The 25,932-nt window shown below is 58.7% G+C and carries 23 protein-coding genes and 2 tRNA genes; 22 read left to right on the forward strand and 3 right to left on the reverse strand.

Going from position 1 to position 25,932, the window contains the following annotated elements:
* The first annotated feature begins 2 nt into the window (after positions 1 to 2).
* Both DLD99_RS04145 and DLD99_RS04150 read left to right on the forward strand, forming a co-directional pair.
* Positions 3 to 437 (forward strand): type II toxin-antitoxin system RatA family toxin, encoded by a 435-nt coding sequence (locus tag DLD99_RS04145; protein WP_003221509.1) that lies wholly within the window; start codon positions 3 to 5, stop codon positions 435 to 437.
* Positions 430 to 744: an RnfH family protein gene (locus tag DLD99_RS04150; protein ID WP_114881375.1), complete on the forward strand. Its 315-nt coding sequence runs from the start codon at positions 430 to 432 to the stop codon at positions 742 to 744. The genes DLD99_RS04145 and DLD99_RS04150 overlap by 8 nt, the downstream gene beginning before the upstream one ends.
* Positions 745 to 805: 61 nt before the next feature.
* Here the strand turns inward: DLD99_RS04150 and DLD99_RS04155 are convergent, their stop codons facing one another.
* Positions 806 to 1,333 carry an outer membrane protein assembly factor BamE gene (locus DLD99_RS04155; RefSeq protein ID WP_085711859.1) on the reverse strand — a complete coding sequence of 176 codons (528 nt, stop codon included), beginning with the start codon at positions 1,331 to 1,333 and terminating at the stop codon, positions 806 to 808.
* Between the two features lie 97 nt (positions 1,334 to 1,430).
* Here DLD99_RS04155 and fur point away from each other — a divergent pair, with 97 nt between their 5' ends.
* A complete protein-coding gene (gene fur, locus DLD99_RS04160) occupies positions 1,431 to 1,835 on the forward strand; it encodes a ferric iron uptake transcriptional regulator (protein ID WP_064119476.1) in 405 nt (134 codons plus the stop codon).
* A gap of 75 nt (positions 1,836 to 1,910) precedes the next feature.
* On the opposite strand, the gene recN is transcribed toward fur, so the two are convergent.
* A complete protein-coding gene (gene recN, locus DLD99_RS04165; RefSeq protein ID WP_085729539.1) occupies positions 1,911 to 3,584 on the reverse strand; it encodes a DNA repair protein RecN in 1,674 nt (557 codons plus the stop codon).
* A gap of 240 nt (positions 3,585 to 3,824) precedes the next feature.
* Here recN and grpE point away from each other — a divergent pair, with 240 nt between their 5' ends.
* From grpE to DLD99_RS04205, 8 genes are all read left to right on the forward strand, one after another.
* On the forward strand, positions 3,825 to 4,394 hold the full coding sequence (gene grpE, locus DLD99_RS04170) for a nucleotide exchange factor GrpE (protein ID WP_085685597.1): 570 nt from the start codon (positions 3,825 to 3,827) through the stop codon (positions 4,392 to 4,394).
* 102 nt (positions 4,395 to 4,496) lie between these two features.
* On the forward strand, positions 4,497 to 6,413 hold the full coding sequence (dnaK, locus tag DLD99_RS04175; RefSeq protein WP_085711857.1) for a molecular chaperone DnaK: 1,917 nt from the start codon (positions 4,497 to 4,499) through the stop codon (positions 6,411 to 6,413).
* A 296-nt stretch (positions 6,414 to 6,709) separates the two neighbouring features.
* Positions 6,710 to 7,834, forward strand: coding sequence for a molecular chaperone DnaJ (gene dnaJ / locus DLD99_RS04180; RefSeq protein WP_085711856.1), 1,125 nt, complete (start codon positions 6,710 to 6,712; stop codon positions 7,832 to 7,834).
* A 9-nt stretch (positions 7,835 to 7,843) separates the two neighbouring features.
* Complete coding sequence (dapB, locus tag DLD99_RS04185; RefSeq protein ID WP_114881376.1) at positions 7,844 to 8,650, forward strand: 4-hydroxy-tetrahydrodipicolinate reductase; 807 nt, start codon at positions 7,844 to 7,846, stop codon at positions 8,648 to 8,650.
* A 257-nt stretch (positions 8,651 to 8,907) separates the two neighbouring features.
* The gene (gene carA / locus DLD99_RS04190; protein ID WP_114881377.1) at positions 8,908 to 10,044 is read left to right on the forward strand and encodes a glutamine-hydrolyzing carbamoyl-phosphate synthase small subunit; all 1,137 of its coding nucleotides are present in this window, start codon (positions 8,908 to 8,910) and stop codon (positions 10,042 to 10,044) included.
* Positions 10,045 to 10,170: 126 nt separating this feature from the next.
* Positions 10,171 to 13,392, forward strand: coding sequence for a carbamoyl-phosphate synthase large subunit (gene carB / locus DLD99_RS04195; protein ID WP_085711853.1), 3,222 nt, complete (start codon positions 10,171 to 10,173; stop codon positions 13,390 to 13,392).
* Positions 13,389 to 13,865 (forward strand): transcription elongation factor GreA, encoded by a 477-nt coding sequence (greA, locus tag DLD99_RS04200; protein ID WP_085711852.1) that lies wholly within the window; start codon positions 13,389 to 13,391, stop codon positions 13,863 to 13,865. Before carB ends, greA begins: the two co-directional genes overlap by 4 nt.
* A gap of 28 nt (positions 13,866 to 13,893) precedes the next feature.
* Positions 13,894 to 14,298, forward strand: coding sequence for an MFS transporter (locus DLD99_RS04205; protein WP_114881378.1), 405 nt, complete (start codon positions 13,894 to 13,896; stop codon positions 14,296 to 14,298).
* Positions 14,299 to 14,307: 9 nt separating this feature from the next.
* Here DLD99_RS04205 and DLD99_RS04210 read toward each other — a convergent pair whose 3' ends face one another.
* A complete protein-coding gene (locus tag DLD99_RS04210) occupies positions 14,308 to 14,616 on the reverse strand; it encodes a YhbY family RNA-binding protein (RefSeq protein ID WP_011332401.1) in 309 nt (102 codons plus the stop codon).
* 101 nt (positions 14,617 to 14,717) lie between these two features.
* Here DLD99_RS04210 and rlmE point away from each other — a divergent pair, with 101 nt between their 5' ends.
* The 11 genes from rlmE (at position 14,718) to infB (ending at position 25,838) form a co-directional block, all read left to right on the forward strand.
* Positions 14,718 to 15,347, forward strand: coding sequence for a 23S rRNA (uridine(2552)-2'-O)-methyltransferase RlmE (rlmE, locus tag DLD99_RS04215; protein ID WP_085711850.1), 630 nt, complete (start codon positions 14,718 to 14,720; stop codon positions 15,345 to 15,347).
* Between the two features lie 202 nt (positions 15,348 to 15,549).
* A complete protein-coding gene (ftsH, locus tag DLD99_RS04220) occupies positions 15,550 to 17,460 on the forward strand; it encodes an ATP-dependent zinc metalloprotease FtsH (RefSeq protein ID WP_085711849.1) in 1,911 nt (636 codons plus the stop codon).
* An 8-nt stretch (positions 17,461 to 17,468) separates the two neighbouring features.
* The gene (folP, locus tag DLD99_RS04225) at positions 17,469 to 18,320 is read left to right on the forward strand and encodes a dihydropteroate synthase (protein WP_114881379.1); all 852 of its coding nucleotides are present in this window, start codon (positions 17,469 to 17,471) and stop codon (positions 18,318 to 18,320) included.
* A 16-nt stretch (positions 18,321 to 18,336) separates the two neighbouring features.
* The gene (glmM, locus tag DLD99_RS04230; protein ID WP_114881380.1) at positions 18,337 to 19,674 is read left to right on the forward strand and encodes a phosphoglucosamine mutase; all 1,338 of its coding nucleotides are present in this window, start codon (positions 18,337 to 18,339) and stop codon (positions 19,672 to 19,674) included.
* 65 nt (positions 19,675 to 19,739) lie between these two features.
* Positions 19,740 to 20,495: a triose-phosphate isomerase gene (gene tpiA / locus DLD99_RS04235; RefSeq protein WP_003221542.1), complete on the forward strand. Its 756-nt coding sequence runs from the start codon at positions 19,740 to 19,742 to the stop codon at positions 20,493 to 20,495.
* Between the two features lie 4 nt (positions 20,496 to 20,499).
* Entirely contained in the window at positions 20,500 to 20,883 is a 384-nt protein-coding gene (gene secG / locus DLD99_RS04240) for a preprotein translocase subunit SecG (RefSeq protein ID WP_011332406.1), read from the forward strand.
* A 22-nt stretch (positions 20,884 to 20,905) separates the two neighbouring features.
* A tRNA-Leu gene (locus DLD99_RS04245) sits at positions 20,906 to 20,991 on the forward strand.
* A gap of 97 nt (positions 20,992 to 21,088) precedes the next feature.
* Positions 21,089 to 21,165, forward strand: a tRNA-Met gene (locus tag DLD99_RS04250).
* Between the two features lie 138 nt (positions 21,166 to 21,303).
* Positions 21,304 to 21,762 (forward strand): ribosome maturation factor RimP, encoded by a 459-nt coding sequence (rimP, locus tag DLD99_RS04255; protein ID WP_065260004.1) that lies wholly within the window; start codon positions 21,304 to 21,306, stop codon positions 21,760 to 21,762.
* A gap of 47 nt (positions 21,763 to 21,809) precedes the next feature.
* Complete coding sequence (gene nusA / locus DLD99_RS04260) at positions 21,810 to 23,291, forward strand: transcription termination factor NusA (RefSeq protein ID WP_003221546.1); 1,482 nt, start codon at positions 21,810 to 21,812, stop codon at positions 23,289 to 23,291.
* Positions 23,292 to 23,318: 27 nt separating this feature from the next.
* Positions 23,319 to 25,838, forward strand: coding sequence for a translation initiation factor IF-2 (gene infB / locus DLD99_RS04265; RefSeq protein ID WP_085711845.1), 2,520 nt, complete (start codon positions 23,319 to 23,321; stop codon positions 25,836 to 25,838).
* The last annotated feature ends 94 nt before the right edge of the window (positions 25,839 to 25,932 follow it).

Raw genomic sequence — 25,932 nt, forward strand, 5'->3', positions numbered from 1 at the left:
ACATGACGACACATATTCAACGATCAGCGCTGCTGCCTTACCCGGCGCAATTTCTCTATGACCTGGTCAATGACGTGGCGCGTTATCCGGAGTTTCTGCCGTGGTGTTCGTCCGCGGAAGTCCTGGAAAGCTCGCCTGAACACATGCGGGCCAGTGTCGGTGTGGCCAAGGGCGGCCTCAGCCAGCACTTCGTGACACGCAATACGCTAGTGCCGGGGCAGTCGATCGAGATGAACCTTGAGGAAGGTCCGTTCAATCAATTGCACGGGGTCTGGGTGTTCAAGGCGCTGAACGAGAAGGCCTGCAAGATCAGCCTCGATCTGTCCTTCGATTATGCCGGCCCGCTGGTACGAGCCACACTCGGGCCGCTGTTCAATCAGGCTGCGAACACTCTGGTGGATGCATTCTGCCAGCGCGCCAAGCAGATGCATGGTTGAGCCGGTGATCGAAATAGAAGTGGTGTACGCGGCGGTTGATCGTCAGGTGTTGCGCACGATCAGCGTGGCAGAAGGTTCGACGGTGCGCGCTGCGCTGTCGGCCTGCGGCATCGATGGCGACTTTCCCGAGCTGGATCTGGCGGGTTGTCCGGTCGGGGTTTTCGGCAAAGTCATTGCCGATCCGGATGTGCGGGTTGTTCAGGCGGGGGATCGCCTCGAAATCTACCGACCGCTGCTGGCTGATCCGAAAGAGGTGCGCCGATTGCGGGCCGCCAAGGCTGCCGAGGCCAAAGCCGGAAAACAGTGATTGCGCCGATCGGCAGGCAATAAAAAACCCGGAATTTCCGGGTTTTTTATTGCGTCGCAAATTATTGCGGCGAAGTGTCCAGCGGCTCTGGTGTCGGAACCGGAACGGTTTCCACACCATCGACGTCCTTCTGGATCTGATCCAGCAAGGAACCTGGCTTGACCGGTTTTTCCGGTTTTGGCTTCTCGGCGTTTTCGGCAGGAGCGGTCACGCTGGTGCCACTGTCCTTGCCGAGAATGGCTTCGTCACGGCTCACACCCGGCATGAAGTCACCGGACAGGCTGACAAGGCGGTCGTTAGAGTCGAAAATGACACTCATGCGTTCCTGCTGGCGTTCACCGCCACCAGGTTGCAGGCTGTACAGATAATCCCAGCGATCGGCATGGAACGTGTCGACAAGCAGAGGGTTGCCCATGATAAACCGTACTTGCGGCCGGGTCATTCCCGGGCGTAACTGGTCTATCATGTCCTGCGTGACGACATTGCCCTGCTGGATGTCGATTTTGTAAACCCCGGGGAATGAACAACCGGCGAGTGCGAGCAGTCCCACAAAGGTGAAACTGGTTAGCAAGAGCTTGGTGTTTTGCATCGGTGGGCGACTTCCACTATCTTGGCTGGGACAACGTAAACGCCGATCATACCCGCATTAAGAGAAGCTGCGAAGCAGCATCGCGAGAAAGCTGACCATGGTTGAAAATAGCGAACTACGCAAAGCCGGCCTCAAAGTGACCCTGCCACGGGTCAAGATCCTGCAAATGCTCGACTCTACCGAGCAGCGTCACATGAGTGCCGAGGACGTCTACAAGGCGTTGATGGAAGCTGGCGAGGACGTCGGTCTGGCCACGGTTTACCGTGTTCTGACCCAGTTCGAAGCGGCTGGCCTCGTGGTCCGTCACAACTTCGACGGTGGCCACGCGGTATTCGAATTGGCCGACGGTGGCCACCACGACCATATGGTCAACGTGGAAACCGGTGAGGTTGTCGAATTCGTCAGCATCGAAATCGAAAAGCTCCAGAAGGCAATTGCCGAAGAGCACGGTGTCGAGTTGGTGGATCACAACCTGGTGCTGTACGTACGCAAGAAAAAGTAAGCATGTCGCGCGAATTTCAGGTTCGCGAAACGAACGAAGGCGACCCAAGGGTCGCCTTCGTGCTTTCTGTCGTGCTTAAACCTTAGCGGTAACGACCATCTTTTTGGCGTGCGCCAGAGACTCTTTGGTCAGATCAATGCCACCGAGCATCCGTGCGACTTCTTCTATACGGTCATTCTTGCTCAGCTTCGAGACGGCAGTGTGGGTCGCCTGATCGCCCCGCACCTTGTGCACAAATAAATGCTGATGGCCCTGCGCGGCCACTTGCGGCAAGTGCGTAACGGTCAGGACCTGGCCGCGTTCGCCCAGGCGTCGCAGCAACTGGCCGACAATCTCGGCGGTCGGGCCGCCGATGCCGACATCCACTTCGTCGAATACCAGCGTCGGCACGCGTGAGGTCTGGGCGGTGATGACCTGAATCGCCAGGCTGATCCGCGAAAGCTCACCGCCGGAGGCTACTTTGGCCAAGGCCTTTAATGGCTGGCCAGGGTTGGCGCTGACCAGCAGTTCGACCTGTTCAAGTCCGTTGGGCAGGAGTTCGCCGCTGGCGTTGGGCCGCAACTCGATGGTGAAGCGTCCTCCAGGCATGCCGAGGCGTTGAATCTCCTGTTCCACGGCGCTGGCCAGACTGCCCGCAGCCTGATGACGCAGATCGCTCAGCTCGCGAGCCTTTTCCTGATAATGACGGGCATATGAAGCAAGTTCTTCGCCCAGTCGTTCGATGGATTCATCGTTGGCATTCAGGGTTTCGATTTCATCCAGCAGTTTTTGCTGCATCTCCGCGACTTCGGTCGGCTGGATCCGGTGCTTGCGCGCCAGGGTGTAAATGGCATCAAGACGTTCTTCCAGATATTGCAGGCGCGCCGGATCGGCGTCGAAGTTGTCGAGGAAACGATTGAGTTCGCCGACAGCCTCTTCGACCTGGATCTGCGCACTGGTCAGCAAACTGCTGGCTTCGCCCAGGGCGCCGATCGAATTGTTCACGCTGGACAGGCGATTGAGGCTGGCGGTCAGCGCATTCAGCACATTGCCGGAATCGCTTTCGCTGCATTGCTCGACCACTTGCCGGCAGATGCCCAACAGGGTTTCGGCGTTGGTCAGGTTCTTGTGTTCCTGCTCAAGGTCTTCCAGTTCGTTCTCGCCGAGACCGAGGTTTTCCAGTTCTTCGAGCTGATAGCTGAGCAGTTGATGACGTGCGCGTTGCTCGTCGCCGGAGTTGGACAGGCGCTCCAGCTCCTGGCGGGTCTGGCGCCAGCGCTGGGCGGCCAGTTGTACCTGTCGGGCCAGATCGGTGGCGCCCGCGTACTCGTCGAGCAGGCGACGGTGGGTATCCGTCTTGAGCAGGGATTGGTGTTCGTGCTGGCTGTGGATGTCGATCAACAGCTCGCCGAGGGCCTTGAGGTCGCCGAGCGGGCAGGGCGTGCCGTTGATATAGCCACGGGAGCGGCCTTCCGAGGTGATGACCCGGCGCAGGATGCACGGGCCGTCGATTTCCAGGTCGCGCTCGGCCAGCCAGGCGCTGGCTTCGGGGATGTCAGCCAGGTCGAAGGTCGCCAGGATATCGGCCTTGTCGGCACCCGGGCGCACCACGCCGCTGTCGGCGCGGTCGCCAAGGGTCAGGCCGAGGGCGTCGAGCATGATCGACTTGCCGGCGCCGGTTTCCCCGGTAATCACGCTCATCCCGCGATCGAGTTCGAGATCGAGATGTTCAACGATGGCGTAGTTGTGTACGGACAGGTGCACCAGCATAAAGGCCGCTCCCAGGCTTTAGGTCTGGTTATTTATACAGTGTTTTGTTTCGGCCTGACAATGCCCTCGCTTAGCTCGATTGGCTTGATCCGATCAAATGCTTATCGCGCCCGGGAATGACAATGCAGCACTTTTTTGTAGGGTTAATCATTGTCAGCCCTTGAAGCCTGATTTTGCGGCCCCATATACCGGGGCAGAAGCGCGAATCGAACTCGCGGACGATATTGAAAGGAGAATTCTATGGCTGACGAACAGACAGTAGATACGCAAAATCCAGAAGCCAATCAGGCGCCCGAGGCTTCGGGTGATGACCTGGCGACCCGTGTACAAGTGCTCGAAGAGCAATTGGCCGCCGCGCAGGATCAATCTCTGCGCGTAGCTGCCGATCTGCAGAACGTCCGCCGCCGCGCCGAGCAGGACGTCGAAAAGGCTCACAAGTTTGCACTGGAAAAATTCGCCGGCGACCTGCTGCCGATCGTCGACAGCCTGGAGCGCGGCCTCGAGCTGTCGAGCCCGGACGACGAAAGCATCCGTCCGATGCGCGAAGGTATCGAGCTGACCCTGAAAATGTTCCAGGACACCCTCAAGCGCTATCAGCTTGTAGCCGTAAGTCCGCAGGAAGGCGAGCCGTTCAACGCCGTGGAACATCAGGCAATGGCCATGCAGGAAAGTGCTGACCTGGAACCGAACAGCGTTCTGAAAGTGTTCCAGAAGGGCTATCAGCTCAATGGCCGCCTGCTGCGTCCGGCGATGGTCGTGGTCAGCAAGGCGCCGGCGCCAGTTTCGCCTTCGATTGACGAGAAGGCTTGAAATTAGCCGCAAGGCCCCCATTTAGAAGTCAAGCGTTTAAGTATTACCGCAGTTAGCCACCACTGCTGCGGCAACCAAATCCAAAGTTTCGGGAGAGTGAACATGGGCAAAATTATCGGTATCGACCTGGGGACTACCAACTCCTGCGTCTCCGTGCTGGAAAACGGCGTAGCCAAAGTTATTGAAAACGCCGAAGGCGCGCGTACCACGCCGTCGATCATCGCTTACGCCAACGATGGCGAAATCCTGGTCGGCCAGTCCGCCAAGCGTCAGGCTGTGACCAACCCGCACAACACACTGTTCGCGGTGAAGCGCCTGATCGGCCGCCGCTTCGACGAAGAAGTCGTGCAGAAAGACATCAAGCTGGTGCCTTACAAGATCGTCAAGGCCAACAATGGTGACGCTTGGGTCGAGGCCTCCGGCAAGCAGATGGCTCCGCCGCAAATCAGCGCCGAAGTCCTGAAGAAGATGAAGAAGACCGCCGAAGACTACCTCGGCGAAGCAGTGACCGAAGCGGTGATCACCGTTCCGGCCTACTTCAACGACAGCCAGCGTCAGGCGACCAAAGACGCCGGTCGCATCGCCGGTCTGGACGTAAAACGTATCATCAACGAACCAACCGCAGCTGCTCTGGCTTACGGTATGGACAAGGCCAAGGGCGATCACACCGTGATCGTTTACGACCTGGGTGGTGGTACCTTCGACGTTTCCGTGATCGAAATCGCTGAAGTTGACGGCGAGCACCAGTTCGAAGTACTGGCCACCAACGGTGATACCTTCCTGGGTGGTGAAGACTTCGACATGCGTCTGATCGACTACCTCGTCGACGAGTTCAAGAAAGAGTCCGGCATGGACCTGAAGAACGACCCACTGGCCCTGCAGCGTCTGAAAGAAGCCGCGGAGAAAGCCAAGATCGAGCTGTCTTCTTCGCAGTCGACCGACGTCAACCTGCCGTACATCACAGCAGATGCGACCGGTCCTAAGCACCTGAACGTGAAGATCTCTCGTGCCAAGCTCGAGTCGCTGGTCGAAGATCTGGTGAACCGTACCATCGAGCCATGCCGCATCGCTCTGAAAGACGCCGGCATCGACGCCAGCAAAATTGACGACGTGATTCTGGTCGGTGGCCAGACTCGTATGCCTCTGGTGCAGAAGGCTGTTACCGATTTCTTCGGTAAAGAAGCTCGTAAAGACGTGAACCCGGACGAAGCCGTTGCCATGGGTGCTGCGATCCAGGGCGCTGTTCTGGCCGGTGACGTGAAAGACGTTCTGCTGCTCGACGTCAGCCCGCTGACTCTGGGTATCGAAACCATGGGCGGCGTGATGACCGCGCTGATCGAGAAAAACACCACGATTCCTACCAAGAAATCGCAAGTGTTCTCGACTGCCGACGACAACCAGGGCGCCGTGACCATTCACGTCCTGCAAGGTGAGCGCAAGCAAGCCGCACAGAACAAGTCCTTGGGCAAGTTCGACCTGGCCGAGATTCCACCAGCGCCACGCGGTGTTCCACAGATCGAAGTGACCTTCGACATCGACGCCAACGGCATCCTGCACGTCGGCGCGAAAGACAAGGCGACCGGCAAAGAGCAGAAGATCACCATCAAGGCCAACTCCGGTCTGTCGGATGAAGAAATCCAGAAGATGGTGCGCGACGCCGAGCTGAACGCCGAGGAAGACCGCAAGTTCGAAGAGCTGGCCGCTGCCCGTAATCAGGGTGATGCACTGGTTCACTCGACTCGCAAGATGATCGCTGACGCTGGCGACAAAGTGACTGCAGAAGAGAAGACTGCAATCGAAGCGGCCGTGGTTGCCCTGGAAGCCGCCGTCAAAGGCGACGACAAGGCTGCCATCGACGCCAAGGTTGAAGAGCTGTCGAAAGTCTCTGCGCCGGTTGCCCAGAAGATGTACGCCGAACAGGCTCAGCCTGCCGAAGGCGCGGCACCGCACGCAGAGAAAGCTGAAAAGGCTGACGATGTTGTCGATGCCGAGTTCGAAGAAGTCAAAGACCACAAGTAAGTTGTTGGTCGGCCGGTTGACTGCCTTTGGGCACTGACTGGTAGGATGTCGCCGCGCGGGAGCTTGCTCCCGCGTTGGCGTATCTGGAATACGCGAATTTTTACAGCATGCGACAAGGCTCGAATGCTGGCGGTATGGCCGGGAATGCTCCTGCTTTTCGCGCCGAAAATACCGCATGAATCAAAGACCAGGATCGTTGAATTGACGTGAGTTGGGTCCGGGCCTGTATTGGGGCTCAACGAGTTTGGCGAAGCTCAGGAGGGGTTTGCCGGACGTCCTTAAGAGTGCAAAGACTTATGGCAAAGCGTGACTATTACGAAGTGTTGGGTGTTGAGCGTGGCTCAAGCGAAGCGGACCTGAAAAAGGCCTATCGCCGTCTGGCGATGAAGCATCACCCGGACCGTAATCCCGATGACAAAGCGTCGGAAGAGCTGTTCAAAGAGGCCAACGAGGCCTACGAAGTATTGTCCGATTCCAGCAAGCGCGCGGCGTACGATCAGTACGGTCATGCCGGTGTCGACCCAAGCATGGGTGGCGGCGGTGCCGGTTTCGGCGGTCAGAACTTCTCCGATATTTTCGGTGATGTCTTCAGTGATTTCTTCGGCGGCGGTCGCGGCGGTTCCCGTGGCGGCGCCCAGCGTGGCAGCGACTTGCGCTACACCCTGGAGCTGAACCTGGAAGAAGCGGTGCGCGGTACGACCGTTAATATCCGCGTTCCGACACTGGTCAACTGCAAACCATGCGACGGTTCGGGCGCCAAGAAAGGTTCGTCGCCATCGACGTGCCCGACTTGCGGCGGCATCGGCCAGGTGCGCATGCAACAAGGCTTCTTCTCGGTGCAGCAGACCTGCCCGCGCTGCCATGGCCAGGGCAAGATCATTTCCGATCCGTGCGACTCCTGCCACGGTGACGGTCGCGTCGAAGAATACAAAACCCTCTCCGTCAAAGTGCCAGCCGGCGTTGATACCGGTGACCGCATTCGTCTGTCCGGCGAAGGCGAGGCGGGTACTCAAGGTGGCCCGACCGGCGACCTGTACGTTGTGATCAATGTGCGCGAGCACGCGATCTTCCAGCGTGACGGCAAGCATCTGTTCTGCGAAGTGCCGATCAGCTTTGTCGATGCGGCGCTGGGCGGCGAGCTGGAAATCCCTACCCTCGACGGTCGCGTGAAGCTGAAAATTCCGGAAGGAACTCAGACCGGCAAGCAGTTCCGCGTGCGCGGCAAAGGCGTGGCGCCGGTGCGTGGCGGTGGTGCGGGCGACCTGATGTGCCGTGTGGCGGTCGAGACCCCGGTCAATCTGAACCGTCGTCAGCGTGAATTGCTCGAAGAATTCCGCAGCTCTCTGGCGGATGACAACAGCCACTCGCCGAAAACCACCGGTTGGTTCGATGGTGTGAAGCGCTTCTTCGGCGATCTGTAAGGAGTCGGCATGCGACGTATAGCTGTGATGGGCGCCGCCGGGCGCATGGGCAAGATTCTGGTCGAGGCCGTGCAGCAGCGCGCGCCGCTGACCGGTTTGACGGCTGCCATTGTTCGCCCTGGCAGTACGCTGATCGGGGTGGATGCCGGTGAGCTGGCTTCGCTCGGTCGAATCGGCGTGCCGTTGTCGGGGAATCTGGAATCGGTCGCAGAAGAGTTCGATGTATTGATCGACTTCACCCTGCCGGAAGTCATGCTGAAAAACCTGGCCTTCTGCCGCAAGGCTGGCAAGGCGATGGTGATCGGCACGACCGGGCTGGATGCTGCCCAGAAGCAGTTGCTAGCCGAGGCGGGCAAGGATATTCCGATCGTGTTCGCGGCCAACTTCAGCGTTGGCGTCAATCTGTCGCTGAAGCTGCTCGACATGGCGGCTCGCGTGCTGGGTGATGATGCGGACATTGAAATCATCGAAGCCCATCACCGTCACAAGATCGATGCGCCGTCGGGTACGGCCCTGCGCATGGGTGAAGTGATTGCCAGTGCACTGGATCGTGATCTGCAGAAAGTCGCAGTCTATGGTCGCGAAGGCCACACCGGTGCGCGTGAGCGTGAAACCATCGGTTTCGCCACTGTTCGCGGTGGTGATGTGGTAGGTGATCACACGGTGCTGTTCGCCTGTGAAGGCGAGCGTCTGGAGATCACCCATAAGGCTTCGAGCCGCATGACATTCGCCAAGGGCGCGGTGCGTGCAGCGCTGTGGCTGGATGCTCGTGAGCCGGGTCTTTACGACATGCAGGACGTGCTCGACCTGCGTTGAGCCTTGTTTGAACCCGGCGCAAACGCCCTGTTTGTGCCGGTTTTGCTCCGCCTGGCGACGACCTGTCGCATTCTCCGGCCTTTCGGGCTCATTGGCGGTAGACCAAAAATCCCTTTTTCTGTAAGCTACAGCTTTAGTGTGTCCACTAAAAGCGCGCAGAATAATTCAGTGAAGAAGCGGGGTGACGTGTCCATACGTCACTCCGCTTTTTTACAACCTGCGATTGCCCTTTCATGCGTTATTTACGGGAGGTCTTCTTGACTAAGCCAGCCATACTCGCCCTTGCTGATGGCAGCATTTTTCGCGGCGAAGCCATTGGAGCCGACGGTCAGACCGTTGGTGAGGTGGTGTTCAACACCGCAATGACCGGCTATCAGGAAATCCTTACCGATCCTTCCTACGCCCAACAGATCGTTACCCTGACTTACCCGCACATCGGCAACACCGGCACCACGCCGGAAGACGCCGAGTCCAATCGCGTCTGGTCCGCTGGCCTGGTCATCCGTGACCTGCCGCTGGTAGCGAGCAACTGGCGTAACACGATGTCCCTGTCCGACTACCTGAAAGCCAACAACGTTGTGGCAATCGCCGGTATCGACACCCGTCGCCTGACCCGCATCCTGCGTGAAAAAGGCGCACAGAACGGCTGCATCATGGCCGGCGACAACATCTCCGAAGAAGCGGCCATCGCCGCTGCGCAAGGCTTCCCGGGCCTGAAGGGCATGGACCTGGCGAAAGTCGTCAGCACCAAGACCCAATACGAATGGCGCTCCACTGTCTGGGATCTGAAGACCGACAGCCACGCGACCATCGAAGCCTCCGAGCTGCCATACCACGTGGTTGCCTACGACTACGGCGTCAAGGTCAACATCCTGCGCATGCTGGTCGAGCGCGGTTGCCGCGTGACCGTAGTGCCAGCGCAAACCCCGGCTGCCGACGTGCTGGCCCTGAATCCGGATGGCGTGTTCCTGTCCAACGGCCCTGGTGACCCGGAGCCTTGCGACTACGCGATCAAGGCGATCAAGGAAGTGCTGGAAACCGAAATTCCGGTGTTCGGCATCTGCCTCGGTCACCAGCTGCTGGCTCTGGCCTCCGGCGCCAAGACCCTGAAAATGGGCCACGGTCACCACGGTGCCAACCACCCGGTTCAGGATCTGGACACTGGCGTCGTGATGATCACCAGCCAGAACCACGGTTTTGCGGTTGACGAAGAAACCCTGCCAGCCAACGTCCGCGCGATCCACAAATCGCTGTTCGACGGCACCCTGCAAGGTATCGAGCGCACCGACAAGAGCGCGTTCAGCTTCCAGGGTCACCCTGAAGCGAGCCCGGGCCCGAACGATGTGGCCCCCCTGTTTGACCGCTTCATCAACGAGATGGCCAAGCGACGCTAAGCGCTCGCCTTGAGACTGTAGCGAGAAGCCCCTCGAGGGCGGCCCCGGAACCGGCGGCCCCCTCGGGACTTCAGAAATCGATCAAGACGGCTTGCCGACTGACCTGCGGATTTGAGTGACAAACCCATGCCAAAACGTACAGACATTAAAAGCATCCTGATTCTCGGCGCTGGCCCGATCGTTATCGGCCAGGCCTGCGAATTCGACTACTCCGGCGCCCAGGCCTGTAAAGCCCTGCGCGAAGAGGGTTACCGCGTCATCCTGGTGAACTCCAACCCGGCCACCATCATGACCGACCCGGACATGGCCGACGCCACCTACATCGAGCCGATCAAGTGGCAGACCGTTGCCAAGATCATCGAAAAAGAGCGTCCGGATGCGGTGCTGCCAACCATGGGCGGCCAGACCGCTCTGAACTGCGCCCTGGACCTGGAACGCGAAGGCGTTCTGGAGAAGTTCGGCGTTGAGATGATCGGTGCCAACGCCGACACCATCGACAAGGCTGAAGACCGTTCGCGTTTCGACAAGGCGATGAAAGCCATCGGCCTGGAATGCCCGCGTTCCGGTATCGCCCACAGCATGGAAGAAGCCAACGCGGTGCTCGAGCGCCTGGGCTTCCCGTGCATCATCCGTCCGTCCTTCACCATGGGCGGCACCGGTGGCGGTATCGCTTACAACCGTGAAGAGTTCGAAGAAATCTGCGCCCGTGGTCTGGACCTGTCGCCAACCAAGGAACTGCTGATCGACGAATCGCTGATCGGCTGGAAAGAATATGAAATGGAAGTTGTCCGCGACAAAAAGGACAACTGCATCATCGTCTGCTCGATCGAAAACTTCGACCCGATGGGCGTGCACACTGGTGACTCGATCACTGTTGCCCCGGCTCAGACCCTGACCGACAAGGAATACCAGATCCTGCGTAACGCCTCGCTGGCGGTCCTGCGCGAGATCGGCGTCGAGACCGGCGGTTCCAACGTTCAGTTCGGTATCTGCCCGGACACCGGTCGCATGGTTGTGATCGAAATGAACCCGCGTGTATCGCGTTCGTCGGCCCTGGCTTCGAAAGCCACCGGTTTCCCGATTGCCAAGGTCGCGGCCAAACTGGCAGTCGGCTACACCCTCGACGAGCTGTCGAACGACATCACCGGCGGCAAGACCCCGGCGTCCTTCGAGCCGTCCATCGACTACGTCGTGACCAAGCTGCCGCGCTTCGCCTTCGAGAAGTTCGCCAACGCTGACGCTCGCCTGACCACTCAAATGAAGTCGGTTGGTGAAGTCATGGCCATCGGCCGTACCTTCCAGGAATCCCTGCAGAAAGCTCTGCGTGGTCTGGAAGTCGGCGTTTGCGGTCTGGACGAGAAAGTCGACCTGAGCAACCCGGAAAGCATGAGCGTGCTCAAGCGCGAACTGACCGTGCCGGGTGCCGAGCGTATCTGGTACGTGGCGGACGCTTTCCGCGCCGGCATGACCGTCGAAGAAATCTTCGGCATGAACATGATCGACCCGTGGTTCCTGGTGCAGATCGAAGATCTGATCAAGGACGAAGAGAAGGTCAAGACCCTCGGTCTGTCCGCTATCGACCGCGACCTGATGTTCAAGCTCAAGCGTAAAGGTTTCTCCGACCAGCGTCTGGCCAAGCTGCTGGGCGTCACTGAGAAGAACCTGCGCACTCACCGTCAAAAGCTGGAAGTGTTCCCGGTCTACAAGCGCGTCGATACCTGCGCCGCCGAGTTCGCCACCGACACCGCTTACCTGTACTCGACTTACGAGGAAGAGTGCGAAGCAGCGCCGTCCGGTCGCGACAAGATCATGATTCTGGGTGGCGGTCCGAACCGTATCGGCCAGGGCATCGAGTTCGACTACTGCTGCGTGCACGCCGCTCTCGCCCTGCGCGAAGACGGCTACGAAACCATCATGGTCAACTGCAACCCGGAAACCGTTTCCACTGACTACGACACTTCCGACCGTCTGTACTTCGAGCCGGTGACCCTGGAAGACGTGCTGGAAATCTGCCGTGTCGAGAAGCCGAAAGGTGTGATCGTCCAGTACGGTGGTCAGACTCCACTGAAACTGGCTCGCGCCCTCGAAGCGGCCGGCGTGCCGATCATCGGCACCAGCCCTGACGCTATCGACCGTGCGGAAGACCGTGAGCGCTTCCAGCAGATGGTTGAGCGCCTGAATCTGCGTCAGCCGCCAAACGCCACCGTGCGCAGCGAAGACGAAGCCGTTCGCGCTGCCGCGAAGATCGGTTACCCGCTGGTGGTTCGTCCGTCCTACGTACTGGGCGGCCGGGCGATGGAAATCGTCTACAAGGAAGAAGAGCTCAAGCGTTACCTGCGTGACGCGGTGCAAGTGTCGAACGACAGCCCTGTGCTGCTCGACCACTTCCTCAACTGCGCCATCGAGATGGACGTGGATGCGGTCTGCGACGGCAAGGACGTAGTGATCGGCGCGATCATGCAGCACATCGAACAGGCGGGCGTTCACTCCGGTGACTCTGCGTGCTCGCTGCCGCCGTACTCGCTGCCGGCGCACATCCAGGACGAGATGCGCGAGCAGGTCAAGAAAATGGCCCTGGAGCTGGGCGTGGTCGGCCTGATGAACGTTCAGCTGGCGCTGCAAGGCGAAGACATCTACGTCATCGAAGTCAACCCGCGTGCTTCCCGCACCGTACCGTTCGTGTCGAAGTGCATCGGTGTTTCCCTGGCCATGATCGCGGCTCGCGTGATGGCTGGTAAAACCCTGAAGGAAATCGGCTTCACCAAGGAAATCATCCCGAACTTCTACAGCGTGAAAGAGGCGGTATTCCCGTTCGCCAAATTCCCTGGTGTTGACCCGATCCTCGGCCCGGAGATGAAGTCCACCGGTGAAGTGATGGGCGTCGGCGACACCTTCGGCGAAGCATTCGCCAAGGCCCAGATGGGCGCGAGCGAAGTGCTGCCGACCGGCGGTACCGCATTCATCAGCGTACGTGATGACGACAAGCCGCTGGTTGCAGGTGTGGCGCGTGATCTGATCAACTTGGGCTTTGAAGTGGTCGCCACTGCTGGCACTGCCAAGCTGATCGAGGCTGCAGGCCTGAAAGTGCGTCGCGTGAACAAGGTGACCGAGGGTCGTCCGCACGTGGTCGACATGATCAAGAATGACGAAGTCACGCTGATCATCAACACCACCGAAGGTCGTCAGTCGATCGCCGACTCTTACTCCATTCGTCGTAACGCCTTGCAGCACAAGATCTACTGCACCACCACCATTGCTGCTGGCGAAGCCATCTGCGAAGCGCTGAAGTTCGGTCCCGAGAAGACCGTGCGCCGCTTGCAGGATCTACACGCAGGATTGAAGGCATGAATAAATACCCAATGACCGTCCAGGGCGCGAAAGCCCTGGAAGAGGAACACGCTCATCTGACCAAGGTTGTTCGTCCGAAGCTCAGCCAGGACATCGGTACGGCCCGCGAGTTGGGTGACTTGAAGGAAAACGCCGAATACCATGCCGCCCGCGAACAGCAGGGCATGGTCGAGGCGCGGATCCGTGACATCGAAGGTCGCATGCAGAATGCCGTGATCATCGATGTGACGACCATTCCGCACACCGGCAAGGTGATTTTTGGCACTACCGTCGAAATCGCCAACGTCGAGACCGATGAAAGCGTGACTTACCAGATCGTGGGTGAGGACGAGGCGGACATCAAACTCGGCAAGATTTCGGTCGGCTCGCCGATTGCTCGCGCCTTGATTGCCAAGGAAGAGGGCGACACGGTCGTCGTGAAAACGCCGGGCGGCGATATCGAGTATGAGATTGTCGAAGTCCGTCACATCTGAAACGGGGCGCCCGCTGCAGGCGGGCGCCATGCTCTGGCAGCTGGCCCAGATGTTGTGGGTTGGCGGTTTATGGCTGGTGCACCTCGGTCTGCGGCCGGTGCTGGGTCAGATTGGCTTGGCACCGCTGCTGATCGACGAAGTCGCCAGTGCGTTTGAAGTGCCGGTGGTGGGTTTTGCTGCCGCGTGCGTGATTTTTCAGGCTTTGGTGCTGGTACGGGCCGAAGGCCTTGCCAGTCTATGGCGGGATTTTCGCGGGCAAGTGCTGCTGATGGCGTTGTATGCGAGTGCGATGTATGTCGCAGTGCGTGTCGGCTGGCCGGATGCGCAGCGCTGGCAGGTGTTCAGTTATCTTGTTCTGGGCTTTTCCGGGCTGGTACTGGTGTTGCAGCCGGTGCCGGGATGGAGTGGCAGGGTGCGCGAAGCACACCCTTGACCCTTTTCATCACTTGAAGCGATGGACGTTCGACAGCTGCTTGTTGACGCTGAAGTTCTTGCGATAAATCAGTGCCATCTTGCCGATGACCTGAACCAGATCGGCCTTGCCGACCTTGCACAGCTCTGCAACGGACGCCAGTCGCGCCTCGCGATCGAGGATGTTGAGCTTGATCTTGATCAGCTCGTGATCCGCCAATGCGCGTTCGAGTTCGGCTAAAACACCCTCAGTCAAACCGTTGTCAGCCACCGTCAAAACTGGTTTGAGGTGGTGGCCGATGGATTTGTACTGTTTCTTCTGCTCTGGAGTGAGCGGCATAATCTGACCCTTTCGTCTGGATTCTGTAAAATGGCGGCCATTTTACCCGAGGGCTCGTGGATCCGCCCAATTAATCACGACCCTAATCAACGAGGTGCCCAATGGCGCGTTCCAAGACAAGCCTTGGTTGGCTGAAACGACATGTCAACGATCCTTATGTGAAGCAGGCGCAGAAGGATGGCTACCGCTCGCGTGCGAGTTACAAGCTTCTGGAAGTCCAGGAGAAATACAAACTGATTCGCCCAGGCATGAGCGTGGTCGACTTGGGCGCGGCGCCCGGCGGCTGGTCTCAGGTCACCAGCCGGCTGATCGGTGGCCAGGGGCGTCTGATCGCCTCGGACATCCTGGAAATGGACAGCATTCCGGACGTGACCTTCATTCAGGGGGATTTCACTCAGGATGAAGTGCTCGCTCAAATCCTTGAGGCGGTGGGTAATTCGCAGGTGGACCTTGTGATTTCCGATATGGCCCCCAATATGAGTGGTACGCCTGCCGTAGATATGCCGAAAGCCATGTTTCTTTGCGAGCTGGCGCTTGACCTGGCGGAGCGGATTCTCAAGCCGGGTGGTAATTTCCTGATCAAGATATTTCAGGGCGAAGGGTTCGATGTTTACCTGAAGGACGCTCGTCGGAAATTCGACAAGGTCCAGATGATCAAGCCGGACTCTTCCCGCGACAGTTCCCGGGAGCAATACATGCTGGCTTGGGGTTATCGCGGTCGCAGCGAGTGAAACGAGGTTTTTTGGCGGGGTGATAGGTTTTTCGTATTTCGCCCCGCGTGCATAAGCGAATATTGTGTAGAAAGTGTTTCACAAAGGGTTACAGACGGCGCCTGCCAGAGCTGTAGGTAATGTAGTAAGTTAGGCCGGTGAATATCATGCGAAGCGCGCGCCAGTAGCGGAGCTTGCTTCAGAGGGTAGTTAATTGAACGATATGGCAAAGAATCTGATCCTGTGGTTGATCATCGCGGCTGTCCTGGTGACGGTGATGAACAACTTCTCCAGCCCTAACGAGCCGCAGACCCTCAACTATTCCGACTTCATCCAGCAGGTCAAGGATGGCAAGGTCGAGCGCGTGGCCGTCGACGGCTACGTGATTACCGGCAAGCGCAACGATGGCGACAGCTTCAAGACCATTCGTCCGGCAATCCAGGACAATGGCCTGATCGGCGACCTGGTCGACAATCACGTTGTGGTCGAAGGCAAGCAACCTGAGCAGCAAAGCATCTGGACCCAGCTTCTGGTGGCCAGCTTCCCGATCCTGGTGATCATCGCGGTGTTCATGTTCTTCATGCGCCAGATGCAGGGCGGTGCGGGCGGCAAGGGCGGGCCGATGAGCTTTGGCAAGAGCAAGGCGCGTCTGCTGTCCGAAGATCAGGTGAAAACCACCCTGGCTGACGTTGCCGGTTGCGACGAAGCCAAGGAAGAAGTTGGTGAGCTGGTCGAGTTTCTCCGTGATCCGGGCAAGTTCCAGCGCCTGGGCGGCCGCATTCCTCGCGGCGTGCTGATGGTTGGTCCTCCGGGCACCGGTAAAACCTTGCTGGCCAAGGCGATTGCCGGCGAAGCCAAGGTGCCGTTCTTCACCATCTCCGGTTCCGACTTCGTCGAAATGTTCGTCGGTGTCGGTGCAAGCCGTGTTCGCGACATGTTCGAACAGGCCAAGAAGCACGCACCCTGCATTATCTTCATCGACGAGATCGACGCCGTTGGTCGCCATCGTGGCGCCGGCATGGGTGGCGGTCACGACGAGCGCGAGCAGACTCTCAACCAGTTGCTGGTGGAGATGGACGGCTTCGAAATGAATGACGGCATCATCGTTATCGCCGCAACCAACCGTCCTGACGTACTGGACCCGGCTCTGCTGCGTCCGGGCCGCTTCGACCGTCAGGTGGTGGTCGGTCTGCCGGATATCCGTGGTCGGGAGCAGATCCTCAAGGTGCACATGCGTAAAGTGCCAATGGGTGATGACGTTGCTCCGGCCGTTATTGCGCGTGGTACTCCGGGCTTCTCTGGTGCTGACCTGGCCAACCTGGTCAACGAGGCCTCGCTGTTCGCTGCCCGTGCCGGCAAACGCATCGTCGAGATGAAGGAATTCGAACTGGCCAAAGACAAGATCATGATGGGCGCCGAGCGCAAATCCATGGTCATGTCCGAGAAGGAAAAGCAGAACACCGCTTATCACGAAGCAGGCCACGCCATTGTTGGTCGCGTCGTGCCCGAGCATGATCCGGTCTACAAAGTGTCGATCATCCCGCGCGGTCGCGCGTTGGGTGTGACCATGTTCCTGCCGGAAGAAGATCGCTACAGTCTGTCCAAGCGTGCGTTGATCAGTCAGATCTGCTCGCTGTACGGCGGTCGTATCGCCGAAGAAATGACACTGGGCTTCGACGGGGTGACTACCGGCGCCTCCAACGACATCATGCGTGCCAGCCAGATTGCACGGAACATGGTGACCAAGTGGGGCCTGTCTGAAAAACTCGGTCCGTTGATGTATGCGGAAGAAGAAGGCGAGGTGTTCCTCGGTCGTGGCGGTGGCGGTCAGAACGCCAGCTTCTCGGGTGAAACCGCGAAGTTGATCGACTCGGAAGTGCGCAGCATCATCGATCAGTGCTACGGCACCGCCAAGCAGATCCTGACCGACAATCGTGACAAGCTCGATGCCATGGCAGATGCCTTGATGAAATACGAGACGATCGATGCCGAGCAGATCGACGACATCATGGCGGGTCGCACGCCTCGCGAACCTCGTGACTGGTCGGGTGGCACCGGCACCGGCACGCCTCCTCCGGTGGTTCAGGATGAGCGTCCGGAGACACCGATTGGCGGTCCGGCTGCTGACGTTTAAGGTTTGAAATGACTTCTGTACCGTCCCTGACCCGGTTGCCTTGCGGCAACCGGGTTCTTGATTTGGCCCGGACGCATGTCATGGGCATTCTCAATGTCACTCCTGATTCCTTCTCCGATGGTGGCCGATACAGCCAGCTTGATGCGGCCCTGCGTCATGCCGAGGCTATGGTGTTGGCCGGTGCGACACTGATCGATGTTGGAGGAGAGTCAACCCGTCCTGGCGCTCGTGCGGTTTCTCCTCTCGAGGAGCTTGAGCGAGTGGCGCCGATCGTCGAGCTGATCAATCGCGAACTCGATGTGATCATTTCGGTCGATACATCCACTCCGGCTGTCATGCGGGAAACTGCGCGTCTGGGGGCAGGCCTGATCAATGATGTGCGATCGTTGCAGCGTGATGGTGCGCTGGATGCTGCTGCGGCCACCGGGTTGCCGGTCTGCCTGATGCATATGCTGGGGGAGCCCGGCAACATGCAGGACAATCCGCACTATCAGGATGTGACTCGTGAGGTGGGGGCGTTCCTCGCCGAGCGTATGGAGAGATGCGCCTCGGTCGGCATACCCGCCGAACGGATCATCCTCGATCCTGGCTTCGGTTTCGCCAAAACCCTTCAGCACAATCTAAGCTTGTTCAGGCACATGGAAGCCCTCCATGCATTGGGGCGACCTCTGCTGGTGGGCGTTTCGCGAAAAAGCATGATCGGACAGGCCCTGAATCGCCCGGTGGGCGAGCGTCTGTACGGTGGTCTGGCCCTGGCTGCACTGGCATCGGTCAAAGGCGCGCGTATATTGCGCGTCCATGATGTGGCAGAAACGGTGGATGTCGTGCGCATGATCGCGGCCGTGGAATCAGCCGAATAAGAATGATGGAGCACTTATGAGCAAGAAATACTTTGGTACCGACGGCATTCGTGGTCGTGTCGGTGAATACCCGATTACTCCTGACTTCATGCTCAAGCTCGGCTGGGCTGCGGGTATGGCATTCCGAAAAATGGGTGCCTGCAAGGTGCTCGTCGGCAAGGACACGCGAATCTCCGGTTACATGTTCGAATCGGCGCTGGAAGCTGGCCTGACATCGGCAGGCGCCGATGTAATGTTGCTCGGCCCGATGCCGACGCCTGCCATTGCTTACCTGGCGCGTACCTTCCAGGCTGAAGCCGGTATCGTGATCAGTGCTTCGCACAACCCGCACGATGACAATGGCATCAAGTTTTTCTCCGGCAGGGGCACCAAATTGCCGGACGAGCTCGAACTGATGATCGAGGAGTTGCTCGATACGCCAATGACCGTTGTCGAGTCGAGCAAGATCGGCAAGGTATCGCGAATCAACGATGCCTCCGGTCGCTACATCGAGTTCTGCAAAAGCAGTGTGCCGACCAATACCAGTTTTGCCGGTCTCAAGATCGTGATCGATTGTGCGCACGGGGCAACCTATAAAGTCGCGCCGAGCGTATTCCGCGAGCTGGGTGCCGAGGTCGTCGTGCTGTCCGCGCAACCCAACGGGCTGAACATCAACGACAACTGCGGTTCGACCCATATGGGGCCGTTGCAGGCGGCGGTGCTTGCCGAGCACGCTGATCTGGGGATTGCGTTCGATGGCGACGGTGACCGCGTGCTGATGGTCGACCATACCGGTGCGATAGTCGATGGTGACGAACTGATCTTCATTATTGCCCGTGACCTGCATGAGCGTGGCAAATTGCAGGGTGGCGTGGTCGGCACGCTGATGAGCAACCTTGGCCTGGAGTTGGCTCTGGCGGATCTCGGTATTCCTTTCGTGCGTGCGAACGTCGGCGACCGTTATGTGATTGCCGAATTGCTGGAGCGCAACTGGCAGGTTGGTGGTGAGAATTCGGGGCATGTCGTCTGCTTCAATCACACCACCACGGGGGATGCGATCATTGCAGCATTGCAGGTGTTGATGGCACTCAAGACTCGCAATGAAGGTCTTGCCCAAACCCGCCAGGCCCTGCGCAAGTGTCCGCAAGTGCTGATCAATGTCCGGTTTGGCGGTGGCGACAGTCCGCTCGATCATCCAGCTGTCAAGGAAGCCAGCAAGCGTGTGACCGAGGCAATGGCGGGGCGTGGGCGTGTGCTTCTGCGCAAGTCCGGGACAGAGCCTCTGGTGCGTGTCATGGTTGAAGGCGAGGACGAAACCCAGGTTCGCAGCTATGCCGAAGAACTGGCAAAACTGGTAACTGAAGTTTCTGCCTGATACGGCTTGCCAGCCATGATTGTGTTGGGTAACATCTGCGCCCACTTTGACCGACGAGGTACGGCATGCGTCGCCCTATGGTAGCTGGTAACTGGAAGATGCACGGTACCCGCGCCAGCGTCGCTGAGCTGATCAATGGCCTTCGTCATCTGGCCTTGCCAAGCGGTGTTGATGTCGCGGTATTCCCGCCTTGCCTGCATATCAATCAAGTGATTGATGGCTTGAAAGGAAAGTCGATTTCGGTCGGCGCGCAGAATTCTGCGGTGGAATCGATGCAAGGTGCGTTGACCGGTGAAATTGCACCGAGTCAGTTGGTGGATGCAGGTTGTTCCCTGGTGCTTGTCGGGCACTCCGAGCGCCGCCAGATCATGGGCGAGCGAGACGGGATGCTGAATCGCAAGTTCGCAGCGGCACAGGCATGTGGCTTGATTCCGGTGTTGTGCGTAGGGGAAACCCTGGAGCAGCGCGAAGCTGGAAAAACTCTTGAGGTTGTCGGGCGTCAGCTGGGCAGCATCATCGAGGAGCTGGGTGTCGGTGCTTTTGCCAATGCAGTGATCGCTTACGAGCCGGTCTGGGCCATTGGTACCGGGCTGACTGCAACGCCGCAGCAGGCTCAGGATGTGCATAAAGCCATTCGGGAGCAGCTGGCGGCAGAGAATTCTGAAGTCGCGCGAGGTGTGCGGCTTCTATACGGCGGCAGCGTGAAGGCGGCCAATGCGGTCGAACTGTTCGGCATGCCGGATATCGATGGGGGGCTCATTGGTGGAGCTTCCCTGAATGCAGATGAGTTCGGTGCGATCTGTCGCGCCGCGGGAAACTGAAAAAATGCTGGAAACAGTCGTAGTCGTTTTTCATCTGCTGGGTGCATTGGGCGTAGTTGCTCTGGTTTTGCTGCAGCAGGGTAAGGGTGCGGACGCTGGCGCGTCTTTCGGAGCAGGTGCTTCAAATACTGTGTTCGGAAGCCAAGGTTCCTCTACCTTTCTTAGTAAGTTTACTGCTATACTTGCCGCCGGTTTCTTCATAACCAGCTTGGGGTTAGGATACTTTGCTAAAGAGAAGGCTCATCAGCTGACTCAAGCAGGTTTGCCAAATCCGGCAGTGTTGGAAGTTCCAAAGCAGCAACCGGCTTCTGATGATGTCCCGGTGCTTCAAGAGCAAAAGTCGGCTACTCCAGCGACTGACGTGCCTCCAGCTCAAGAGCAGAAGTAAGAAGGGTTTCAAACGTAGTATTGCCGAGGTGGTGGAATTGGTAGACACGCAACCTTGAGGTGGTTGTGCCCATAGGGTGTAGGGGTTCGAGTCCCCTTCTCGGTACCAATTAGTCAGGAGAGCCCGCTGTTGCGGGCTTTCTTGCAGGTGGAAGGTTACATTGACCCTACTGGGGATCGGTCGTATACTTCCGCCCCAGCTTTGTCGCGGGGTGGAGCAGTCTGGTAGCTCGTCGGGCTCATAACCCGAAGGTCGTCGGTTCAAATCCGGCCCCCGCAACCAGTTTAAGGAGCCCCTTTTAAGGGGCTTTTTGTTAGCTGGACACTTTCAACGCCGCTGTTCGACGGCGTTTCAAGGATGGGCGTTTCGCCCATTTTTTTATTTTGCAAAGCATGCACATACATGCACGAGGGGGTTCAGGTGTCGAGCAAGCTAGAAGAGTTGCAGGCCTTGTTGGCCCCGGTGGTCGTGGCCCTGGGCTATGAATGCTGGGGTATTGAGTTCTCGGCTCAAGGTCGTCACTCAATGTTGCGCGTTTATATCGATAAGGAAGGCGGCGTACTGGTGGACGATTGTGCCATCGTCAGCCGTCAGATCAGCGGTGTGCTGGATGTTGAAGATCCGATCTCCGTTGAATACACCCTTGAAGTTTCCTCGCCTGGCATGGAACGCCCACTGTTCACTCTTGAGCAGTTTGCCAAATTTGCCGGTGAACAAGTAAAGATCAGGCTGCGCTCGCCTTTTGAAGGACGACGCAACTTTCAGGGCCTTCTGCGCGGTGTAGAAGAACAGGATGTCGTGGTGCAGGTAGATGACCATGAGTTCCTGTTGCCGATCGATATGATCGACAAGGCCAACATTATTCCCAGTTTTGACTGAGACGCGGATCCCGCGGATCCAATGGCTTGCGAAAGGCGAGGCGTACGATGAGCAAAGAAGTACTGCTGGTTGTTGAGTCGGTATCCAATGAAAAGGGCGTACCGGCAAGCGTAATTTTTGAAGCGCTGGAGCTGGCTCTGGCCACTGCTACCAAAAAGCGTTTTGAAGACGAAGTTGATCTGCGTGTGGAAATCAATCGCCACACCGGTTCTTACGAAACTTTCCGTCGCTGGACGGTCGTCGAAGAGAATGATCTCGATGATCCGGCCATCGAAACCTGGCCAAGCAAGGTTGCTGAAACGCATCCTGGTGCCAAGGTTGGTGACGTCGTCGAAGAAAAGATCGAATCCATCGAATTCGGCCGCATTGCTGCGCAGACCGCCAAGCAGGTCATCGTGCAGAAAGTGCGCGAAGCCGAGCGCGCTCAAGTGGTCGACGCTTATCGCGAGCGCCTGGGAGAAATCATCTCCGGCACCGTGAAAAAAGTGACCCGCGACAACGTGATCGTCGATCTGGGCAATAACGCCGAGGCGTTGCTGGCCCGTGAAGACATCATCTCTCGCGAAACCTTCCGTGTCGGCGTGCGTCTGCGTGCGCTGCTCAAGGAAATCCGCACCGAGAACCGTGGCCCTCAGTTGATCCTGTCGCGTACCGCGCCGGAAATGCTGATCGAGCTGTTCCGTATCGAAGTGCCGGAAATCGCTGAAGGCCTCATCGAAGTCATGGCCGCTTCCCGTGATCCGGGTTCGCGCGCCAAGATCGCCGTCCGCTCCAAGGACAAACGCATCGACCCGCAGGGCGCGTGCATCGGTATGCGCGGTTCGCGCGTCCAGGCCGTGTCGGGCGAGTTGGGTGGCGAGCGTGTCGACATCGTCCTGTGGGACGACAACCCGGCGCAGTTCGTGATCAATGCCATGTCGCCGGCAGAAGTGGCGGCCATCATCGTTGACGAAGATGCCCACGCCATGGACATCGCCGTTGGCGCAGACAATCTGGCTCAGGCCATCGGTCGTGGTGGTCAGAACGTGCGTCTGGCGAGCCAGCTGACTGGCTGGACCCTGAACGTGATGACCGAATCGGACATCCAGGCTAAGCAACAAGCGGAAACCGGCGACATCCTGCGCAACTTCATCGACGAGCTGGAAGTCGACGAAGAGCTGGCTCAGGTGCTGGTTGACGAAGGCTTCACCAGCCTGGAAGAGATTGCCTACGTACCGTTGGAAGAAATGCTCAACATCGACGGCTTTGACGAAGACATCGTCAACGAGCTTCGCGCTCGTGCCAAGGATCGCTTGTTGACCAAAGCCATCGCTACTGAGGAAAAGCTGGCAGACGCCCATCCGGCCGAAGACCTGCTCTCGCTTGAGGGTATGGACAAGGATTTGGCGATGGAACTGGCGGTGCGCGGCGTAATTACCCGCGAAGACCTGGCCGAGCAGTCTATTGACGACCTGCTCGACATCGACGGCATTGACGATGATCGTGCCGGCAAGTTGATCATGGCCGCCCGAGCCCACTGGTTCGAGTAATTAGGCGCGGCCTGAGGAGAGAAATGCATGACGCAAGTCACGGTGAAACAACTGGCCGATGAGGTCAAAACACCGGTAGAGCGCCTGTTGCAGCAGATGCGTGAGGCAGGTCTGCCGCACACCGCCGCCGAAGAACATGTGACTGACAGTGAGAAGCAATCCCTGCTGACTCACTTGAAGAGCAGCCACAAGGCGAAAGTGGAAGAACCACGCAAGATCACGCTGCAGCGTAAAACCACCAGCACCCTGCGTGTGGCTGGCAGCAAAAGCATCAGCGTTGAAGTCCGCAAGAAGAAAGTTTTCGTACAGCGTAGCCCGGAAGAAATCGAAGCCGAGCGCAAGCGTGAACTGGATGAGCGTCGCGCAGTAGAAAATGCTGCCCGTCAAAAGGCTGAAGAAGAAGCCCGCGTTCGCGCCGAAGAAGAAGCGCGTCGCCAGCCTGCTGCTGCACCGACCGCTTCTGCCGAGCCTGTTGCTGCGCCTGCGCCAGCCGCTGAACCCGTGCGCGAAGCTGCACCGGTTGTGGCTGCTGCGCCAGCTGCCGACACTCGCAAGCGTGACGAACAGCGCCGTCCGGACAAGCCGCGCGCCGACGACAACAACCGTCGCGGCAGCGGTGATGGCGAGCGCAAGAACGCTCCGCATCGCGCTTCGGTCAAGGAAAAGGCGCCGGCTCCACGTGTGGCGCCACGCACTACCGACGAAGAAAGCGATGGCTTCCGTCGCGGCGGTCGCGGCAAGGCCAAGCTGAAGAAACGCAACGCCCACGGTTTCCAGAGCCCGACCGGCCCTGTCGTGCGTGAAGTGAAGATCGGCGAAACCATCACTGTTGGCGATCTCGCTCAGCAGATGTCGGTGAAGGCTGCTGAAATCATCAAGTTCATGTTCAAACTGGGTACTCCAGCCACCATCAACCAGGTGCTTGATCAGGAAACTGCTCAGCTGGTAGCCGAAGAGCTGGGCCACAAAGTGACCCTGGTCAGCGACACCGCCCTGGAAGATTCCCTGGCCGAGTCCCTGAAGTTTGAAGGTGAGGCTGTTCCTCGTGCGCCGGTTGTGACCGTGATGGGTCACGTTGACCACGGTAAGACCTCGCTGCTCGACTACATCCGTCGTGCCAAGGTAGCCGCTGGCGAAGCCGGTGGTATCACCCAGCACATCGGTGCCTACCACGTTGAAACCGAACGCGGCATGGTCACCTTCCTCGACACCCCGGGTCACGCCGCGTTTACCGCAATGCGTGCCCGTGGTGCCAAGGCGACCGACATCGTGATCCTGGTGGTTGCGGCGGACGACGGCGTGATGCCACAAACCATCGAAGCTGTTCAGCATGCTCAGGCGGCTGGCGTTCCGCTGGTAGTTGCAGTGAACAAGATCGACAAGCCGGGTGCTGATCTCGATCGCATCCGTAGCGAACTGTCGGCCCACGGCGTGACCTCCGAAGACTGGGGTGGTGACACTCCATTCGTTCCGGTCTCGGCGAAAATGGGTACCGGCGTCGACGAACTGCTTGAAGCGGTATTGCTGCAAGCCGAAGTTCTCGAGCTGACTGCAACCCCATCGGCTCCTGGCCGTGGTGTCGTGGTTGAATCGCGTCTGGACAAGGGCCGTGGCCCGGTAGCGACTGTTCTGGTTCAGGACGGTACGCTGCGTCAAGGCGACATGGTGCTGGTCGGCTCGAACTACGGCCGCGTGCGCGCCATGCTCGACGAGAACGGCAAGCCGATCAAGGAAGCAGGTCCGGCCATTCCGGTCGAGATCCTCGGCCTGGACGGTACGCCTGATGCTGGCGACGAGATGAGCGTGGTTGCCGACGAGAAGAAAGCCCGTGAAGTGGCTCTGTTCCGTCAAGGCAAGTTCCGCGAAGTCAAACTGGCTCGCGCTCACGCCGGCAAGCTGGAAAACATCTTCGAAAGCATGGGTCAGGAAGAGAAGAAGACGCTCAACATCGTCCTCAAATCCGATGTCCGTGGTTCGCTGGAAGCACTGCAGGGCGCTCTGAACGGCCTGGGCAACGACGAAGTGCAAGTGCGCGTGGTCGGTGGCGGTGTCGGTGGTATCACCGAATCCGACGCCAACCTGGCACTGGCTTCCAACGCTGTACTGTTCGGCTTCAACGTGCGTGCCGATGCCGGCGCACGGAAGATCGTCGAGCAGGAAGGTCTGGACATGCGTTACTACAACGTGATCTACGACATCATCGAAGACGTCAAGAAAGCCCTGACCGGTATGCTTGGCAGCGATGTTCGCGAGAACATCCTCGGTGTGGCCGAAGTTCGTGACGTGTTCCGTTCGCCTAAGTTCGGCGCCATCGCCGGCTGCATGGTGATCGAGGGTACTGTTCACCGTAACCGTCCGATCCGTGTACTGCGTGAAGACATCGTGATCTTCGAAGGCGAGCTGGAATCCCTGCGCCGCTTCAAGGATGACGCTTCTGAAGTACGTGCCGGCATGGAATGCGGTATCGGCGTTAAGAGCTACAACGACGTCAAGGTCGGTGACAAGATCGAAGTCTTCGAGAAGGTTCAGGTTGCTCGCAGCCTCTGACTCGCGCACTTCAAGGGCCACGTCGGGCCGTCGCATGAAAATGCGCGGCACGGCGTCAGGACTCTAAACGCAACGCCCGGTCTGGCTTTTTGTC

It is taken from the genome of Pseudomonas kribbensis (assembly GCF_003352185.1).
Lineage (GTDB): Bacteria > Pseudomonadota > Gammaproteobacteria > Pseudomonadales > Pseudomonadaceae > Aquipseudomonas > Aquipseudomonas kribbensis.